The following is a 13,978-nucleotide window of genomic DNA, read 5'->3' as shown; positions in this document are numbered from 1 at the left end:
AATAAATTAGACATACCCGGTCATAACCACATGCGGGATGACTATAGATGAATTATTGGTTTTACCGACGAGCGGAAAATGTTTTTCGTTTTCTACTCGAGTGAAACCGGCGACGAGCATCATATGTCGTAACGCTGCAGCGCTAATCTTCCAGTATGTATAATAATTTTCATCCGATGCTTTCTGCCCGATGAACTCGCAAATCGGTCGAGATTCAGCGGTATCTTGTTCGAAACATTGCGTTGAAATAATTGCCCGGTCTCGACATACGCGCCGAATCCGTCGAATCGCTTCAAACGGTTCCGGCAAATGCATCAGGAGCGACCCGCAAATCACTAAATCAAACTGACCGAACCCTTGTTCAAGTTCATAGATGCTTTTCTCCTGATAATTGATTGGGATAGCAAGATAGGGAACAATTTTGGGTAGAAAGCAGTAGATATCAATTGCGGTAACCTGTGCGCCACGACGCGCACTTTCTAACGCAAAAAATCCTGATGCAGTGCCAATATCGAGAACCGTTTTTCCGGTCAGGTTTTCAGGAAGATTATAGAAATGGAGATATTTCGTTAAATCGAATATCCCTTGAATAACGATACCACTGCCGAAATTAAGCCGATGGTAGGTTCCCCCTTCTTGATTAACTTGCTCGGTAAAGGAAGCTAACCGCTTTTTGCTTTCAACATCTTGCGGAACTAAGGTATGGAAATCGATATTCATAACTTTTTCCTTAATCATATTCGGTTATTTCGTGGGTAGTGTATATGCATTATTGAGCTTCGCAATCAGCAGATACGGAGGTTACGTTTTGCATCGTCAATTCCGTTCTTGGTACGAGCGTTATCTCCTTCCAGACGCTAAAATCTCATGGTCTCGTTCGTTTTACCTCCAACGCTATTGCGCTACGGTAACTATTTTGCTAACGCTTCGAACCGAGAGAGTTCAACTGGCACTATTAATCCTGACCAGACATAGAGTTGCCGATACTGTCCTTGCCCAGCCCACATCCCAGTTACTATGAGCGACCCGCATTTCCCATACGGGATAACCTCAATTGCGTGCGGCGTAGATTCAATCGCAGTATTTCCAAACCTCGGGTCTTTCGGGGTAGCGGTGCCGAAGGTTGAATCATACCAATCGAGACTCCAGCCAAGGATATTCGCACGACTGCCTAATCCAATGAAATATTGGCCGTCGAATACACCACATTTAACTTCGGGTCATAGACCACGGTTCCATTAACCTGATTCACGCCGGCTAATGAATCGAGCGTTGTCCAGAACGAATATTCGGTTATCGCTGCGAACCCACCTGCGGTAAGTAGTTTACTAATAAAACGATACTTAAAATTTCCGCATTGTCTCCCTGATACTCCAGTTAACGTTATTATCCCCGACTTCTATTACCCCATTCCTCGACTTGTCAATTATACTCTCCGCTACGGACACTGTCAAATATTTTCTTATGTTATACTGATAATAAACGCGGTTAGGCAGCGGAGTTGAGTGGGTATTGCTCAAAGCAATACCCACTCAACTCCGCATTAAATTCGTATTGAATTTGGTTAAGGTAGAAATGGTGAAGGTGGCGTGGTTCCTTGACTGAGAAGTTTTATATATTGTTGCATATAGAGACTCCGACCGGTCATCTGCAATTTTCGTGCTTTATTCCGCCATAGCATGCGAACTGATTCTGATTCGGTCTGATACGCTTGAGAAGCAAGAATAAAATTCGTTCGGGTTTGAACTTGCGCTGCGGTTCGTGGATTGCGCGGTTTCCGATACCGTTTCGAATAATATCTCCCGGATTTCGACCGCTGATGGATTCTTCCTTTATATTTCCCAGTTAATCCGAGAGAATACGCCGGACGGGTTAACAGGGTAATCTGGAATTCGACTGTTTCATACTCGGTTTTAAATGCAGCTAACGCCTGGTTCAGCGCTTTTTGTACCTGGGTTTTGGTTAGTTTCGGCGCGAATTCTTTCGCCAACTTCTCAACTAACTGGTTAAAAAACGCTTTTTCATCTATCGGAATAGCAACTAAATTCGACATAATAAAAATTCCTTTTTTTCTCCAAGACACCAAAATATTATTCTTTGTGACTCGGTGACTTGGTGGTTATATTGTTTCGATTATCAAGCCGGGGTTGACTCCTTTACTCGCTTCAATTAGAACCAAATTCGATTGCGTTTTCTTTTCCGAGAAACTGATTCCGAGTCGTTTCGGTTCAAGGTTCGCTTCCCGCAATAGGAACAACAGATTCAATAAATTACTCGATGGATAACTTAAGTATAACTTCCCTTTATTTTTCAAGAGATACCGCGCGGCGGCAATTATATCCGCAAGCGAACAAGTTAATTCCTGCTTCGCAAACCGTTTCGCCGGATTCGGACTCAACCTCCCTTTCCCCAGCGTGATATACGGCGGATTGGAGACCACAATATCAAAACTATTCGCGGGAAAAAGCTGGCTGATATTTCGGATATCCGCTTGGATAATCTTCATCTTATCCTGTAGTTCGTTCGCTCGAATATTCTGTTCAGCAAAAGAAACATATTCCGGTTGCAGTTCGATGCCGATAATTTCCTTAAACTTTTTGCGCTGTGCAAGGAGAATCGGAATTATCCCAACTCCGGTACCTAAATCGATGATTCGGTCAGATGGTTTGCAAGTAACGAATTCGGCTAGGAGAAAACTATCCTGATTAATCCGGTAGCCGGTTTTAGGTTGGTCAATATGCAAGTTAGAGTAAGTCATCCTTAGGGACGAAGTTAAATAAGTGAATAAGCTAAATAAAAAACCTAGCTGAGAGTTTTTACTTTTTTAACTCATATAACCATTTAACTATTTTTGTAAACTATTCTATGGCTTATTAATAGGCGTGTCAAGGGTAGAATAGAATACGGAAAGTTCGACGGGAACCGGGAGTCCGGCATTAATCCAAGCGGTATACCAGAGCGAGGCGACATTTTTCGCTGCGAGATTAAGCAAAGTAGTCGTAAAACTCTGGGTGCTAGTCCAGAGGGAATAATAATAGGTGCTATTATACGAATGCGCAATATTGTATGCGGTAGTATCCGCTTGTGCGATTTTCGGATAATAGGGATACGCCACGCTGATGATACTAAACGCAAACTCTAGCGGATTGGATTGATATATCATTCCGGTACTCATAGCACTGTAGAGAGCAGGCTGATAGGTACTTAACATATTACTCTCGTATCGGTCATGAACTCCGTTCGGGTCATAGTTCCAGGTAACATGGAGTGGCTGATGTAAATCCGCACAATAATGCGAGACCCGGGTCATCCAATATAAACAGGTAGTAAAATTCGATGCGGTTTTATTTTGGTTCCAATTCCGATATGCAGTCGAAAGAACAATCGTTATCGAATTCAAGGCATACGGATCAACCCCAGCAGAATATCCGCCATATTGGGATAGATATGTGGTTAGATTCCGAGGAACGTTAGCGAACGGCCACGTATATCCCGGTGGACTTTTATCGATATTAATATAATGGAAATAGGTCTCGTTCGGCGCCCAGCCGGTTCGAACGCCATTATCGGTGCTGGTATTCGCGAGCCAGGTTTTATATGGTCGGAACGTTGTCGCCATATTATACGGTAGATTCTCGATTGCTGCTTTGGTGATATCCTGATGCGTAGATGAATTGCCCCAAGGGAAACCAAGTTGGGAAAGTAAAGTTAATACAAGTAGAATAATTAAGAGTTTAAATAGTGTTTGCATTTTGTTATAAAGAAATTCAGTTAGGGTTATTACGCCTGTATTGTTAGAAAAGGTTAAATTTATCGGTTCTATCCTACCCCTAACCTTTTAAGACGATACTTCTATATCCTAACCTTAACCATAACCATTATTATTCCGAATTCGGAGTGTTCTTATCTGATATTATATCAAACAATCCGCTGAACGATTATCCTGATTTGATTAGAGTTAATCAGATTCACCGGCGGTGAATCTGATTTTCTGAAACAAAAAAGCAAAGTCCGAAGTTCGGACTTTGCTTTCTAATCTTGATCATATCAATAGAAAAGCAGAGTGCCCGGTTCGTAACCCGCTTTTCTCCTCTTTATTTCTACTTTTTTTATTCCGTAGATTCCAGATTCTCCATCTTACCTCCTTTCAGAAATCATTACTGACTAATGTTAGTGCTCCAGCTTATTCAACAATTGACCCGGCAACGATATTACTGACCAGAGTGCGGAGTCGGGTAACATCGCCATCTTCAGTCGGATGGTTCCGGTTGCAGAGAAGTATAACAAACGTTTTCGAGTTCAAATCAATCCAAATCGAGGTACCCGTCCAGCCGGTATGACCGAGTGACCCTTTGGGGAAAATATCTCCGCGCAAGGTTGAATAACTGGAACCGATATCCCAGCCATATCCACGCTGGACATCCGGTACCGGCGATTGATTCGAAGTTATCGCTTTAACCGTTAACGGACCGAGGATACGGACTTTTCCAAAACTTCCGCCGTTTAACAGCATCTGGCAGTATACCGCTAAATCATCTACCGTCGAGAATAACCCTGCATGACCGGATACCCCGCCCATAACATAGGCGTTGCCATCATGAACCCTACCCTGAAGTGGTACCCCATTTTGGACTTCAGTCGCCGCACAGCGCGGTTTAAGCGCATCCGGCGGATTATACATCGTATCGTTCATCCCTAACGGTTCAAAAATCCGCTTTTTTGCAAACTGGTCTAATGGCATCCCACTAACTCGTTCAACGATTTCTCCGAGCATGATATATCCAAGGTCGCTATATACGAACTTCGTCCCCGGTTCATACGCTGTGGATTTCGAGCAGATATCTAGAATAACCCCTTGTTTATCTATTCCATCTTTAAGAAAATATTTATCCCATGCTGGGAGTCCGGAACAATGGGTGATTAAATGGAGAATAGTAACTTTTTCTTTCCCTTTTTGACCAAATTCTGGTACGAACATACTGACCCGATCATACATTCGTAGTTTTCCTTCTTCAACCAAGAGCATGATTGAAGTTCCCGCGGCGGTCGGTTTCGTAACCGACGCTAAATCGAACATCGTATCAATGGTCATTGGAACTTTTTTCGGTACCAGCATCCGGTATCCATACGCTTTCCGATAAACGATTTTTCCCCGATGACCAACCAGAATAACCGCACCGGCGGTATTTTTTTCTGCAATCGCCTGTTCGATAACGGTATCAAGATTTTTTAATCGGGAAGAAATCATCCCAACCGTTTCCGGTTTAACAATAGGGAGCCGAGGTTGAGTAACGGGTTGAGTCAATCCTATCATAGGGATAGATAAGAAGAAAAGTGAAGTAGAAAGAACCATATACAATTTCATTTCATTTAATATTCTATCCGGCTTTAGTTGCGGGTCTTACCCGTCGCTAAAGCGCGGTAGAGAAAATATCATCATCCTTTCTTATAGAGATATTTATTTAATTGCTGATGTAATCGGGCATGGGTATCCGGTGGGATTTGGTCTGTCTGTCGCGCCCGAAGGAGATTAACCGTTTTCCGGAATGTATTAATAAACGCTTGGCAAGGTTTACATTCAGCGATATGTTTATCTATTTTATCACAGATGCTCGAATCGAGTTCACGGTCAATATATTCTGATAATTTATTGAAAATAGTTTTACAAAGCATAGTCGATGATTATACTGATTTTAAATAGGCATCCAGTTTCTCCCGGACGAACAGTCGCGCACGATGTAACCTCGATTTAACCGCAGCAATTGATATTCCGAGAATTTTGCTAACTTCTTCGTTCGATAATCCTTCAATATCGCGCAACGTTATCACCGTTCGATATACCAGCGGTAACGCAGTGATTGCAGAGTCGATAACCTGATTCAGTTCTTTTTTTAGCAATGTCTTGTCTGGAATATCGCTCCAGTCAACTATCTCCCGCTGTTTCATTTCCTCATGGTCAATAACAATCGGTTCATCTAGCGATTCCGTTTTCAGTTTCTTTTTCCGAAACCGGGAGATAACCAGGTTCGTAGTTATCCGATGGAGCCAAGTGCTAAAACTTGCTTCTTCACGGAACGAACTGAGATTATTATATGCCCGTAAGAAAGTTTCCTGCAAAATATCTTCTGCATCCTCCCGGTTATTCAAGAGATAATATGCCAGCGTGTATATCTTTTGTTCGTTCCGGTTAACCAGTTCAGTAAACGCATCTACATCACCGGATTTACTCCGCGTTATGAGCTCTTTTTCTTCAAGTTCGGACAATGATGATACCATAGACCTAATCATTATTATTTTTTATCTAGGTATCATATCCGAATTTAAGTCATAGGGCAAGCGATTTATACCACAAAGGCACCAAAACTTCAAAGAATCACCATATCTCATTCATTCAAATTTTTCAATGAATCTTAGTGATTTTAGTAACTTAGTGGCATAGGGTTTTAGTTATTAGTTATTACGTTCTTTCGTCCTTCCGTTCATTCATTGATAATCTGGTATTTATAGGTAATCGGAGCCGCAAATTTGAGCGTCGCACCAACCGGACAATATTTTTCATGCGATAATTCAATCGCGTGTTTAACCTTATTTTCATCCAGATTTTTCCCGTATAGATAATATTCAATTTCGATTGCCGTCGCGCGTTTCGGATGTTCTGGCGCTTGGTGAACTGTAACCTGCATCTCGAACCGAGTCACTTCCTGTCTTGATTTCTTGAGAATTGAAACTACATCCATTCCGGTACATCCACCGAACGATGCAGGAATTAATTCGAACGGCGTCGGCGCTGACCCATCTCCACCAACCTCTTTTCTAGCGTCCATCAAAATCGAATATCCTGACCCAGTTAACGCTTCAAACTTCATATTCCCTTTCCAAACAATTTTCGCTTCTGGCATAACATTCCTCCTTTTAACCAAGGATAATTTTCCTTTTTGTACTTGAACCTTTATACTTGGTACTTTCTTACCCGTTCCCACCGAGAACGATGAGCAATCCCATAATCGCACCGAACGTTGTGCTGATAAACGGATTGCAGGTTATCGCTCACCCACTACCGCCAGCATAACGCGAAACTAAACTGAGCAGGAACCCGATCCCGCCACCAACAGCAATTCCGAGAATGATTTTTAAAATCAACGGCATAGATTTACCCCTTATGATATTTTAATCCTGAATTTACTATAGAAATTTTCCATTGGTTAAACCAGTTAGCACTACTGCAAAAATTGGGTTAATGTATCTAACGTAAATTAGACGCACATGGTTCATTCCCGATTCGTAGAATTATCGGTTAACTAAGAGTTCCTTCACTGCAACTAGCACATCATCTACGGTTATTGCGGTCATACATCGGTGGTCCGTTGGGCATTCTCGGAGTAAACAAGGAGCGCAGTTTACTGGTTTACGAACGATACGATACGGAAATTCACCGAACGGACCGGTGGTTACCGGGTCGGTCGACCCGAAAATCGCTACGGTCGGAACTTTTAATGCCGCAGCAATATGCATCGGACCGGTATCATTCGTTATAAACAGGTTACATTTTGCGATACAGGCGGATAATTGGGCGAGATTATTTTTCCCCGCAAGATTAACTACCGATTTCGGTATATCGATGGTATTCGCTATTTGGGAAACATATTCTACTTCTTGCTGGCTTCCAAACAGAACTAACGTTGCAGAATAATCGATGATTAATCGTTTCCCAAGTTCCGCATATCGCGCGGGTAACCAGCGTTTTGCTGAACCGTATGTTGCACCAGCGTTTATCCCGATAATCACACCTCCAGCAGGACTATGCACTTCAGTGAAAAGACTATCTGCATAAACCTGTTCTTCTTTTCCTAACTTCAGAACCAATTCCAATGGGCTAGTAATTTCTCCAAGTTGACGGATTAAATTGAGATAATACTGTACTTGATGAGTATGCAAAATAATATCCGTCAGCGGAACTCTTTTCGTCAACAAGAATGACCGATATTCCGTTGCATATCCGATCCGAATCGGTATTCGGGATAAGAAAACAGTAAGCGCCGCTGAAAATGAATTTGGAAAAAGAATCGCCCCTTCGAATTTTTTTTGGCGCAGTTGGCTAAGGAGTGTATAGACCGTGCTAATCGTGAGCGTATCCGGATGAACCAGAATTTCGTTTATATCCGGATTATTTTTCCATAAATCATATAAATAGGATTTCGTTAGTAGTGATAATTTTGCCTGCGGATAGAGTTGACGTAACGCATGGATTGCCGGAGTGGTTAATATCGAGTCACCGACCCAATTCGTTCCGCGAATAAGTATCTTCTGCATGAACTATCCTAAGCGATTATAAACGGATTGCTACATTTGCTGGTAATAATTAATTCTATATCTTTTGATAACGCGGTTGCAAGTTTCTTTCTCAAAATCGGAAGGTAGAGCATTTCTGCTGGATAATGCCCAATATCCAGGAGCGCTATATTCAACGATTCAGCTTCTCGCGCTTGATGATATTTAATATCCCCAGTAATGAAAACGTCTATTCCGGGATGCTTCTTGATAGTATCAAAATAGTTCATTCCGCTGCCAGCAATAACCGCTATAGATTGAACTCTTTTCTGTAGGTTACCAACAATACGAATTGAGTCTAATTTAAGGTGCGATTTAACCTCATGAGCAAACTCCATCAACCTAATGGGGCTGGCTAACTTTCCTGATATACATACAACTGCTTGCGGATGCGGATTATCGAGCGGATAAATATCATATGCTACTTCTTCATACGGATGCGCTCGAACCATTGCAGAAATAACCTGAGATAATAATACTTCGGGTACAATCGTTTCGAGCCGAACTTCTGCGGCATATTCTCGTTCTCCCACTTTTCCTAAAAATGGATTCGCTTGAACTCCTGGTCGAAACGTTCCGGTTCCTTCCGTTCGAAACGAACATTCGGAATAATTCCCGATAATGCCAGCACCAGCATCGAACATCGCTTGGGCTACCTTTTCAAGATGCGTTGTCGGTATGAAAACTACCAGCTTCTTAAGCTTCGGTTTATCGAACGGAATAAGCTGTCGTTGTTCTTGCAAGCCAAGAAGCGTCGCCAGATGTTTTGTAGTTCCCTCAGGAGCAAAATCGATATGAGTATGGGCAATATACACTGCAATATTATTTTTAATCAGTTGGGTTATCATCAAAGTAATCGGTGAATTGGTAACTATAGTTGAAATCGGTTGATATATCAGTGGATGATGGGAGATGATAAGGTTACTCTTATCCTTAACCGCTTCTTGAACAACAGCAGGAGTAATATCCAATGTTAGGAGAACCCGACGAACCGGTTGGTTTGGGTCTCCTATTTGTAGCCCAATTCTATCATTCGGTTCAGCGAGATATGGAGGATATATTTTTTCAAAGACGTCTATCAGCTGATGTAGAAGGATTGGCATTTGCAAAATTCAAAACCTATTCTACTATTGCAAATTTTTAACCCCGTTTAATGCGTTAAACGTTTAGCTTTACCCTGATGAAGTTAGGCATAATTTTAACTGGTAGTTGAAGTAGGATAAATATGGTGGGCCCACCCGGGATCGAACCAGGGACCACCCGGTTATGAGCCGGGAGCTCTACCAACTGAGCTATGGGCCCTAACTAACCCTATTTAAATAGTAAATGTAACGTGTAAAACCGTCACCTACGATGCTTGCCCTTCAATAAGCTCACGCAGCCATTTACTCCGACTCGGATGCCGCAATTTCCGAAGTGCTTTAGTTTCAATCTGACGTACTCGTTCTCGGGTGACACCAAATATCGCACCGACTTCTTCCAATGTCCGCGGATACCCATCCCCAATACCGAACCGCAACCGAATCACTTTCTGTTCTCGTTCCGATAGCGTACTTAATATCTTTTCAATCAGCTCTAGCTTGAGTCTGTTCATTGCCGATTCCACAGGAGAACTAACCAATTCATCTTCTATAAAATCACCAAAATGGGATTCGCCATTTTCGCCAATCGGAGTCTCTAATGAAATCGGCTGTTGGGCAATTTTATATACTTTGCGAATTTTATCTACGGTTAATCCTAACGCTTTCGCTATTTCATCCGGGGTCGGTTCCCGACCCAACTCTTGCACTAACGCACGGGTTACCCGATTCATCTTATTAATCGTTTCAATCATATGCACCGGAATACGAATTGTTCGCGCTTGGTCAGCAATCGCACGAGTTACCGCCTGCCGAATCCACCAGGTAGCATAGGTACTAAATTTATATCCGCGTTTATATTCAAATTTATCTACCGCCCGCATCAACCCAATATTTCCCTCTTGAATCAAATCAAGAAAATGGAGACCACGGTTCGTATATTTCTTGGCGATGCTAACCACTAACCGTAAGTTTGCCTCAACCACTTTCATTTTTGCAATATGCGCTTCTCGTTCGCCATCTTCAATCAATCGTGTCATCCAGGTAAGTTCATCACGGGTATTTTCCGCTTCTTCTTCAACGCGTTTGATTTTCATCAGCGAATTTTTAATCACGCGATTGAACTCCGCAAAATGTTCGATGTTTAATCCGGTCTCTTCTTCAATTTGTTTCAATTGTGCTTTATTTTTAATTTTACCGCGCGCGATTTCTTCTATCTGTTCCGGTTTCATCATGGTCAATGCTTCAATCTCACGAATCTCTTTTTCCGCTTCCTGAATTCGCGCATAGAGTTTTTTAATCCGCACCGCAATCCGTTCTATCTCATCGAAGTTCAGGTTCATATTCAACAGATATTCTGTTATTTTCTTATAACTCGCATCAAACTTTTTCTGTTCTGCGGCAGTCGGTTTTCGCCGTTTAATTTTCGCTGTCAGCCGCTGAACATAGGCGACTTCTTTTTCCATCGCTTTAATCAATCGGTTTAACCGGCGGATAATCGGCCGTTTATCTTCAATTACACTTTCTTCTACTGGAAGACGAAACACTTCACTGACCACCGCAGACCCACTTTCAATTCGTTCCTGCAGTTTATGTAATTCTTTTGCGATAATCCCTGACCGCACAACCGCTCGAATAATCTTTTCTCGCCCTTTTTCAATTTTCTTCGCGAGATATACTTCTTCATCTCGGTCTAATAGCGGGGTTCGCCCCATTTCCCGAAGATACATCCGAACCGGGTCATCACCTTTCATTGCATCCGCAAACGGAAAATATTCTTTCATTAAATCTTTTTCTGTTGGTTTCGGTATCGATTCGACCGGCGGTAATGAATCTTCAGTATCAATAACCGGAATATCCATTTCGGCTAAATCCGCTACGATAAGGTCGATTTCATCAGTACTCAAATCTTCCGGGAGCATATCGTTCAATTCATCGTAGGTAATATGCCCCTTTTCTTTTGCATACTGATATATCTGCGCAAAATCTTTTGCGCGTTGTTCTTTTGCGATATCAACAATAGCCATAATTTACCTCAGTATGGTTGTTTTATAGATAAACATATAGTTTATCACAATTTGTTATACTTTAACAATATAACTTACCGCATCTGGGCTTCACATCGTTATCCCAGCGGTATATATTGAAATTATTATTTCATAATAGCATAGCTGACCTCACATTCATCTTGCTCGCTGAGAAATTAAACGCTTGATATTAAACGAGTTAGTGGATCAGGTTCATAATGGTCGATGAGATTTCTATAATTTCCGATTGTAACTGTTTAACCTGCTCCATATTCCCCGCTAACTCCGCTTGTTTAAGATTTTCTTGCAGTTCTTTCAATTGCATTTTCCGTTTGCGCAACAGTATTTTTTTTATGAAATCTGATAATGCTATATTCACATCAGGATAATTCACTTCTTGCAATTCAAGTTCGGATATTAACTGCGGATAGGGTTCTTCCGGCAATGCGGTTAACAGATACTGACCTAGCGCTAGCTTATCCGGTTTCCCATCAGGAAAATTTAATAAAATCGCCACGATTGCTTGATATTCCGGTCGGATGAAATCTTGCGGAGTCAACTGTTCTTTTGCTATAGCAATCAGGTCTGGTTTCTCTAATAACAATGCTAATATATCTTTTTCAACGCGATAACTACTTTCCCGTGCTAAATCCAATATGGTTTTATCTTGACCTGATTGTTCGACGATAGCGGTTTTCCCGCGTTTAATCCGATTAAACTGAGTTTTTACCGCTAGAATATCAAGTCGAACTGATTCAGCGAGCTGTTTCAAATATAAATCCTGTTCAACCGGTTGTGGAATCCGTACAATCAGTGGAAGAATACTATTCACCACTTGCACCTGCGCATCAATTGTTTTAATCCCATATTGCTGGATAGCAACCTCAATCGCAAATGATATCGGTCGTTTCGCCTGATGGATGAGTTCGAGAAATTTCTCTTTCCCTTGGTTAGCAATAAACTCATCCGGGTCTTTTCCCACCGGTAACGCTACAACTTTCACCCCCAATCCAACTGATATCAACTGCTCTAGTCCACGTAATGAAGCCGCGATTCCTGCTGGGTCGGTATCATAAACCAAGACGACTTCCTGAGTATACCGGCGTAATAACCGCGCTTGGTCTGTGGTTAACGATGTTCCCAGCGTGGCGATAGTATGGGTTATTCCAGCTTGATGTGCGCGAATACAATCCATATATCCTTCAACAAGAATCGCATAACCGGATTCGCGAATCGCTTGCATTGCTAGCGGTAATCCATATAAACAATAGCTTTTCCGAAACACCACGGTTTCCGGTGAATTGAGATATTTCGGGAGCCGGTTATCTAGCACTCGACCACCGAACCCGATAACTCGTTCTTGTGCATCCATAATCGGGAAAATTATCTGGTCTCGGAATCGGTCATAATATCCCCTGGTATCAGCGGTTGCTTCTCGCGGGATAATCAATCCTGCTTTTTCTAAAATAGCGGTAGAATATTTCTTTTTCGTTGCTGCAGTTATCAGATTATCCCACCCAGGAAGCGCATAGCCGAGTTTGAAATTTTTTATCGTTTCTACCGTTAGGTTTCGTGATTCAATAAGATATTTTCTTGCAGATTCACCTTGTGGAGAAAACAACACGCGATGATAATATTCCATGGCAAGTTTATTGAGCGTATATATTGCCTCTTTATCTTTCGCCGCTTTATCTTCTTCTTCTGAAACCTTTTGCGTTACCACCGGAATCCCCGCTCGTTCCGCAAGAAACCGCACCGCTTGATTGAACGTCAGATTATTCTGTTTCTGCAGGAAGGTAAAAACATTCCCGCCAACCCCGCAACCGAAACAATGGAATATCTGTTTCTCCCGATGCACCATAAACGATGGGGTTTTCTCGCTATGGAACGGACATAATCCTTTATGATTGCGTCCTGCAGGTTTTAATGTAACATATTCGGAAATTATCTCCACGATATCCACTGCATCCCGGACGCGGTCAATAAACTCTTGGGTAAACTTCTCCATAATAGAAATGATTCCACAGATTATTTTTTAAACCAATTACCCAGATTGCAATCGCTAGAATTTTGCCGTTTAATCGTGGTAATCAATCGTTTTAAATTGTTCTCAAAATTTCGATTATCTTTTTCAGAATGCGGCGTTGGTCCTTTCGTTCTTCCGCCGGATTGACGATATTTTAGTTGAATATGCCGTTCTGCTAACATACCGTCTATTTTCTCTTCAGTATAAATTTTACCGCGTGGCGATATCGCATACGCTCCTTTTCCAAGCACCAGCGCCGCTAACCCATAATCTTGCGTTACGATAATATCAGATTTTTCTGTTCGATTGATGATCGCGATATCCGCAGCTTGCGGTTCCTGATCAACCTGAACGATCTGAACGTTATCCTGCGGTTCTAAAAAATGCGCATAACTGCAGACCATAACCACATCTACCTGCGCTTCTGTCGCAACGTTGACAATAATCTCTTTCACCGGACAAGCATCAGCATCGACAATTATTTTCATAATACATTGATTAACATTGGTCAAACGAAA

At 42.0% G+C, this 13,978-nt stretch carries 14 protein-coding genes and 1 tRNA gene; 1 reads left to right on the top strand and 14 read right to left on the bottom strand.

Going from position 1 to position 13,978, the window contains the following annotated elements:
* Positions 1 to 6: 6 nt before the first annotated feature.
* The gene (locus N3A72_05230) at positions 7 to 720 is read right to left on the bottom strand and encodes a methyltransferase domain-containing protein (protein MCX7919004.1); all 714 of its coding nucleotides are present in this window, start codon (positions 718 to 720) and stop codon (positions 7 to 9) included.
* A gap of 297 nt (positions 721 to 1,017) precedes the next feature.
* Here N3A72_05230 and N3A72_05225 point away from each other — a divergent pair, with 297 nt between their 5' ends.
* Complete coding sequence (locus tag N3A72_05225; protein MCX7919003.1) at positions 1,018 to 1,242, top strand: hypothetical protein; 225 nt, start codon at positions 1,018 to 1,020, stop codon at positions 1,240 to 1,242.
* A 322-nt stretch (positions 1,243 to 1,564) separates the two neighbouring features.
* Here the strand turns inward: N3A72_05225 and N3A72_05220 are convergent, their stop codons facing one another.
* The 13 genes from N3A72_05220 to N3A72_05160 all read right to left on the bottom strand — a co-directional run bounded on the left by N3A72_05220 (position 1,565) and on the right by N3A72_05160 (position 13,948).
* Entirely contained in the window at positions 1,565 to 2,053 is a 489-nt protein-coding gene (locus tag N3A72_05220) for a hypothetical protein (GenBank protein ID MCX7919002.1), read from the bottom strand.
* Between the two features lie 66 nt (positions 2,054 to 2,119).
* Positions 2,120 to 2,743, bottom strand: coding sequence for a methyltransferase (locus N3A72_05215; GenBank protein ID MCX7919001.1), 624 nt, complete (start codon positions 2,741 to 2,743; stop codon positions 2,120 to 2,122).
* 120 nt (positions 2,744 to 2,863) lie between these two features.
* Complete coding sequence (locus N3A72_05210) at positions 2,864 to 3,751, bottom strand: hypothetical protein (GenBank protein ID MCX7919000.1); 888 nt, start codon at positions 3,749 to 3,751, stop codon at positions 2,864 to 2,866.
* Positions 3,752 to 4,183: 432 nt separating this feature from the next.
* Positions 4,184 to 5,365 (bottom strand): serine hydrolase, encoded by a 1,182-nt coding sequence (locus N3A72_05205; GenBank protein ID MCX7918999.1) that lies wholly within the window; start codon positions 5,363 to 5,365, stop codon positions 4,184 to 4,186.
* A 71-nt stretch (positions 5,366 to 5,436) separates the two neighbouring features.
* Positions 5,437 to 5,673, bottom strand: a complete 237-nt coding sequence (locus N3A72_05200; protein ID MCX7918998.1) for a zf-HC2 domain-containing protein — start codon at positions 5,671 to 5,673, stop codon at positions 5,437 to 5,439.
* A gap of 9 nt (positions 5,674 to 5,682) precedes the next feature.
* A complete protein-coding gene (locus tag N3A72_05195) occupies positions 5,683 to 6,276 on the bottom strand; it encodes a sigma-70 family RNA polymerase sigma factor (GenBank protein MCX7918997.1) in 594 nt (197 codons plus the stop codon).
* A 203-nt stretch (positions 6,277 to 6,479) separates the two neighbouring features.
* Positions 6,480 to 6,899, bottom strand: coding sequence for an OsmC family protein (locus N3A72_05190; GenBank protein ID MCX7918996.1), 420 nt, complete (start codon positions 6,897 to 6,899; stop codon positions 6,480 to 6,482).
* A gap of 388 nt (positions 6,900 to 7,287) precedes the next feature.
* The gene (gene waaF, locus N3A72_05185; GenBank protein ID MCX7918995.1) at positions 7,288 to 8,310 is read right to left on the bottom strand and encodes a lipopolysaccharide heptosyltransferase II; all 1,023 of its coding nucleotides are present in this window, start codon (positions 8,308 to 8,310) and stop codon (positions 7,288 to 7,290) included.
* A gap of 8 nt (positions 8,311 to 8,318) precedes the next feature.
* Positions 8,319 to 9,431 (bottom strand): Nif3-like dinuclear metal center hexameric protein, encoded by a 1,113-nt coding sequence (locus tag N3A72_05180; protein MCX7918994.1) that lies wholly within the window; start codon positions 9,429 to 9,431, stop codon positions 8,319 to 8,321.
* Positions 9,432 to 9,554: 123 nt separating this feature from the next.
* A tRNA-Ile gene (locus N3A72_05175) sits at positions 9,555 to 9,630 on the bottom strand.
* Positions 9,631 to 9,676: 46 nt separating this feature from the next.
* Positions 9,677 to 11,434: an RNA polymerase sigma factor RpoD gene (gene rpoD, locus N3A72_05170; protein MCX7918993.1), complete on the bottom strand. Its 1,758-nt coding sequence runs from the start codon at positions 11,432 to 11,434 to the stop codon at positions 9,677 to 9,679.
* Between the two features lie 199 nt (positions 11,435 to 11,633).
* Positions 11,634 to 13,442 carry a DNA primase gene (gene dnaG / locus N3A72_05165; protein MCX7918992.1) on the bottom strand — a complete coding sequence of 603 codons (1,809 nt, stop codon included), beginning with the start codon at positions 13,440 to 13,442 and terminating at the stop codon, positions 11,634 to 11,636.
* Between the two features lie 20 nt (positions 13,443 to 13,462).
* A complete protein-coding gene (locus N3A72_05160) occupies positions 13,463 to 13,948 on the bottom strand; it encodes a YaiI/YqxD family protein (protein MCX7918991.1) in 486 nt (161 codons plus the stop codon).
* Between the last annotated feature and the right edge of the window lie 30 nt (positions 13,949 to 13,978).

This window comes from bacterium (assembly GCA_026416715.1).
Taxonomy (GTDB): Bacteria; UBP4; UBA4092; order JAOAEQ01; family JAOAEQ01; genus JAOAEQ01.
Note: the sequence above shows the minus strand (reverse complement) of the source record. Positions and strands in the feature narration are given on the sequence as shown.

Excerpts from the sequence above, each read along its gene's own strand:
- N3A72_05230 (MCX7919004.1), bottom strand. The coding sequence starts at position 720 with ATGAATATCGATTTCCATACCTTAGTTCCGCAAGATGTTGAAAGCAAA.
- N3A72_05225 (MCX7919003.1), top strand. The coding sequence starts at position 1,018 with ATGAGCGACCCGCATTTCCCATACGGGATAACCTCAATTGCGTGCGGC.
- N3A72_05220 (MCX7919002.1), bottom strand. The coding sequence starts at position 2,053 with ATGTCGAATTTAGTTGCTATTCCGATAGATGAAAAAGCGTTTTTTAAC.
- N3A72_05210 (MCX7919000.1), bottom strand. The coding sequence starts at position 3,751 with ATGCAAACACTATTTAAACTCTTAATTATTCTACTTGTATTAACTTTA.
- N3A72_05205 (MCX7918999.1), bottom strand. The coding sequence starts at position 5,365 with ATGAAATTGTATATGGTTCTTTCTACTTCACTTTTCTTCTTATCTATC.
- N3A72_05200 (MCX7918998.1), bottom strand. The coding sequence starts at position 5,673 with ATGCTTTGTAAAACTATTTTCAATAAATTATCAGAATATATTGACCGT.
- N3A72_05195 (MCX7918997.1), bottom strand. The coding sequence starts at position 6,276 with ATGGTATCATCATTGTCCGAACTTGAAGAAAAAGAGCTCATAACGCGG.
- N3A72_05190 (MCX7918996.1), bottom strand. The coding sequence starts at position 6,899 with ATGCCAGAAGCGAAAATTGTTTGGAAAGGGAATATGAAGTTTGAAGCG.
- waaF (MCX7918995.1), bottom strand. The coding sequence starts at position 8,310 with ATGCAGAAGATACTTATTCGCGGAACGAATTGGGTCGGTGACTCGATA.
- N3A72_05180 (MCX7918994.1), bottom strand. The coding sequence starts at position 9,431 with ATGCCAATCCTTCTACATCAGCTGATAGACGTCTTTGAAAAAATATAT.
- rpoD (MCX7918993.1), bottom strand. The coding sequence starts at position 11,434 with ATGGCTATTGTTGATATCGCAAAAGAACAACGCGCAAAAGATTTTGCG.
- dnaG (MCX7918992.1), bottom strand. The coding sequence starts at position 13,442 with ATGGAGAAGTTTACCCAAGAGTTTATTGACCGCGTCCGGGATGCAGTG.
- N3A72_05160 (MCX7918991.1), bottom strand. The coding sequence starts at position 13,948 with ATGAAAATAATTGTCGATGCTGATGCTTGTCCGGTGAAAGAGATTATT.